Raw genomic sequence first — 3,803 nt, 5'->3', positions numbered from 1 at the left:
CGGCGCGCGGGGAGAGGGCGGGACAGAGAGGAGAGAAGGACCGGGGAGGGTGTCGCCGGAGAATGGTCTTCGAGCGACATTCGAAAGGTCAAGACGATGAACATCGGTGAAATCTTCAATGTGAACAACCGCCTGACGGGCTCGATCGCCACCCGCACGATCGACCTGCCCCGCATCGGGCTGCGCAAGGTGATGAGCGAGAACGAGAAGGCTCCGGTCTACGAGATCCTCGCCCTGAACGTCGCACGCCGCTGGGTCCAGATCGGCGCGCTGTGGGAAGCCGTCTCGAAGCGCACCGGCGAAGTGTTCCTCGCCGGGAATATCGATGATCCCAGCCTGCCCGAACCGATGCCGATCGCGCTCTTCCCGGCCGATCACGGGGGCTACATGGTCGCGTGGCGGCGCGACACCATGCGTTCCGACTTCGGCGGTGGCATGGGCGTGAGCCGCACGAACTATGACGATCGCGGCCCGCGCGATCAGGATGGCTTCGGCGGCAGCACCGTCGGTACCAGCGGCGAACTGGCCGGCGCTGGTGCGCCGTTCGGCGAGGAGGATCCATTCTGATCGCCGGTTGATCGGAACAGGTTCCGGGCCGGGGAGGCGTCAGGCTTCCCCGGCCCTTTTATTTTCTCTTGTCTGAGGAGGCAGCCCATGCCGCTCCCTTCGTTGCACGACCTCGCCCCCTTCGCCGATCTCTCCTCGCTCTGCGCAGCGATCATGGCCAGTCCCGCCATCCGGGATATGCTTTCCCCGCCGTTTCCTGCGGCCCATGTTCCGGAAATCCCGGCCGGGATCACCTGCGGCGAGATCATCGCTGCCATTTACGACCTGCTCGAGGGCACGCCCTTTGCCCCGCATGCCGCTGAAATCGTCGGGGCCGTCCTGACGCGCTCCGCCGCCTTCGCCGGCATCCGGGCGAGCATGCACTGATCCGACACCATGGGGGCGGGACGCCATCGCGTCTCGTCCCTTTTCTTTTCCATCATGCAGGAGAAGTCTCATGACCCAAGACCGTTCGCGCAGCGTCAGTCGCTTCGCAGACCTGCCGGCATTGTTCGCCGAGATGACGGCAACGCCGGAATTCCAGCGCGCCTTTGGCGATCCTATCCCGCTTTCGATCATCCAGCCGGGCGACGAACCGGGCGAGCATGACATGCCCGATCCGTTGCACGCGCAGGCCGATTGCGCGGGGATCATCGCCACGATCTTCGACCTGCTGACCGATACAAGGCTCGATGCGCTCGCGCCCGAAATCGCGTGGGGCACCGTCAACAGCTTCCATTTCGTCGCTGGCAAGCTGGAAAAGCAGGAGGACGCACTGGTCGACGAGCTACGCGACATGATGCGGCGCAACGATATCTCCGAAGTGTTCAACACCGAACTGGAGGAGAAGCAGCTCCTGTGCCAGTCACTGTCCGAACAACGCGAGGCGGTCGAGTGCATGCGCGACTATGCCGCCGAAACCTTCCGCGTGCTCTCGGGCCGTCCCTGGTCGCCCGCGCGCGGCTCGCGTGTCTCGAAGGCCGCCACCGCCACGCAGGTGTCGATACAGGACTTCCTGCGCGCCCGGGAACTGGCCGACCGCGAGCGTTACCGCCCGCGTGGTCCGATCGTCGTTGCCTCGGGTCATGCCGAATGGCATGACTGGCAACTGCTCTGGGACCGGCTCGATTCCATCCTCGAGCGTATCCCGCACATGACGCTGGTGACGACCGCGCAGCGCAAGGGCTTCGATGCGATCGTGGCTTCATGGGCGGGGAACCGCGAGGTCCAGCTCGTGACCTACTCGTTGACAGGCTCGGGACGCGGTGCGCCCTTCGCGCGCAACCGCAAGCTGGTCGATCTCAAACCCGTCGAAGCCTTGCTGGGGGAGGGGTCAGGCATTCAGGCCAATCTTTATCAGGCCCTGCGCAAGGCAGGTGTCCCTATCCATGCCTTCCGCAAGGCGGATCAGGCTCCGGCCGAGAAGGTCGCTCCGCCGGAGCGGGGTCGGCTGCGTCGGGCGGCGTAACGTCCGCGAACTTCCTTCATCCTGTCGGGGACGGCGCTTCGCGCTGTCCCCGTTTTTATGGGAGCGCATGATGGCGATACCCGATCATCACCGAGCCAATTTTCAAACTTTGCTGGATGCCGCCATGGATGGCAATCTCGCTTTGATGGAATGTGTCGATGCGGTTTCCGGCGAACCCCGCTATGTGGTCTGCGCCGTCGGCCGGAGCAGAAAGGAATATCTGTTCACGCCGCTCGGGCACTTGCATGACGGCGATCCTTTCGCTGCCTATGTTCCGCCAGCGCCCTGAGCAGGACGCTCCCCGATCAGGTGGAACGACGTGCGGGCATCGCGAGCAGGCTCGCAATACCCTCCCATTCCCATGATCGTCATGGAGGCGTCGGTTGGCGTCAAGGACGGCGGGGCCCCACCATTTTGCTCCGCAAAATCGTTGCCCCCACCGCCGCTTCGCGACCGCATTTGCGGTCCTTGACCCCGGCCCTCACCGTCCATGGGCATTGAGGGCAGCGCTCGGAGGCACCCATTTGCGAATCAGGGGCATCGAGCCCCAGATTCGCAAAGCCTCTTCTCTCTCTCAAGAATTCCTATTGTGGCACGGGACCGCGTCGGCCTCAAGGACGACGGGGCCCCACCATTTTTTTTGGGCGGGTCGGGCGTCGCGCCTGGCCTGCAATGTAGGTGGCCGCCCAAAAAAATCGTGACCCCCATCGCCGGCTGCGCCGGTCGCGTTCCGCGATCCTTGACCCCGCCGCTCGGAGCCCGTGCCCAGGGGGGGAACCTCTTTCGTTTCTACAGGAGGTTCCCATGACGAAGATCCACCGCAGCGTCCGCCCGTTCTCCGACATCGCCGAATTCATCGCGCAGGAGACGATGGCGGGCGCGACCGACGACTTCCACGCTGCCTTCTCCTCCGATCTCGACGGGGTCCGCATCGGGCGCGGCGAGGAGGAGATGGCGACCGACATGCCCGATCCGCGCGAAGCCCAGCTCGCCGTCGAACTGATCGTCACGACCCTCTTCGACCTGCTGCGCGACACGCGACTGCAGCCTGCCGCCGAGCGCCTCGCCTGGGGCATCGTCAACAGTTTCCATCACGTCGCCGACCAGTGGGCGGGCCAGGCCGACAAGGCGACGCGCGATGTTCAGGACCTGCTGCGGTGCGCCGACGGCAGCGAAATCCACGGCGTCGAACTTGAGCAGGCGCGCGATAACCTCGAATTCCTCGATGAAGCCACCGACGCCCTGCGGTGCATGCGCGACTACGCCGCCGACGTCTTCCACACCGAAACCGGCCGCCCGTGGTCCGCTCCGAAGGGGTCGCTGATATCGAGCAAGCGCACCGCCTCGGTGATCGCCGCCACCGATTTCCTCGCCGCCCGCCGCCTCCGCAAGAACGAAGCGCACTACCCGGATGGGTCCGTCGTGATCTTCTCCGGCGGCGCGGACTGCTGGTTCGACGAGCGCCTCATCTGGGGGAAGCTCGACGAAACGAAAGCGCGAAATCCGATGATGCTGCTGGCGACCACCGCACAGGATAAGGGGTGCGACGCGATGGCCGCAGCGTGGGCCGCCTCGCGTAAGGTGAAGCTCATCACGTTCCGCCTCAGCGCGAAGCTGGGGAAGAGGGCGGGGTTCGTCCGGAACGAGCAGATGGTCGGACTGCGGCCCGTCGAGGCGCTGGTCTGCGAAGGGTCGGGACTACAGTCTCACCTCGCGCGCCTCGTTAAGGAGAAGCGTATCCCGGCGCGGTTCGTCAGGCTCAGCGATCAGGAATGGGAGGCGCAGTGAG

5 protein-coding genes are annotated in these 3,803 nt (G+C 65.1%); all 5 read left to right on the top strand.

Going from position 1 to position 3,803, the window contains the following annotated elements:
* The first annotated feature begins 96 nt into the window (after window positions 1-96).
* Window positions 97-567 (top strand): DUF736 domain-containing protein, encoded by a 471-nt coding sequence (locus ACFQ24_RS04185; protein WP_380909221.1) that lies wholly within the window; start codon window positions 97-99, stop codon window positions 565-567.
* An 87-nt stretch (window positions 568-654) separates the two neighbouring features.
* Window positions 655-933: a hypothetical protein gene (locus ACFQ24_RS04180; protein ID WP_380909219.1), complete on the top strand. Its 279-nt coding sequence runs from the start codon at window positions 655-657 to the stop codon at window positions 931-933.
* A gap of 70 nt (window positions 934-1,003) precedes the next feature.
* On the top strand, window positions 1,004-2,014 hold the full coding sequence (locus ACFQ24_RS04175) for a DUF2493 domain-containing protein (protein ID WP_380909217.1): 1,011 nt from the start codon (window positions 1,004-1,006) through the stop codon (window positions 2,012-2,014).
* A 70-nt stretch (window positions 2,015-2,084) separates the two neighbouring features.
* The gene (locus ACFQ24_RS04170; RefSeq protein ID WP_380909214.1) at window positions 2,085-2,303 is read left to right on the top strand and encodes a DUF6117 family protein; all 219 of its coding nucleotides are present in this window, start codon (window positions 2,085-2,087) and stop codon (window positions 2,301-2,303) included.
* A gap of 515 nt (window positions 2,304-2,818) precedes the next feature.
* Window positions 2,819-3,802, top strand: a complete 984-nt coding sequence (locus ACFQ24_RS04165) for an SLOG family protein (RefSeq protein ID WP_380909212.1) — start codon at window positions 2,819-2,821, stop codon at window positions 3,800-3,802.
* Window position 3,803: the final 1 nt, after the last annotated feature.

The sequence above is a fragment of the Sphingobium olei genome (genome assembly GCF_042678845.1).
Lineage (GTDB): Bacteria > Pseudomonadota > Alphaproteobacteria > Sphingomonadales > Sphingomonadaceae > Sphingobium > Sphingobium olei.
This window is presented reverse-complemented; position numbering and strand designations above follow the sequence as displayed.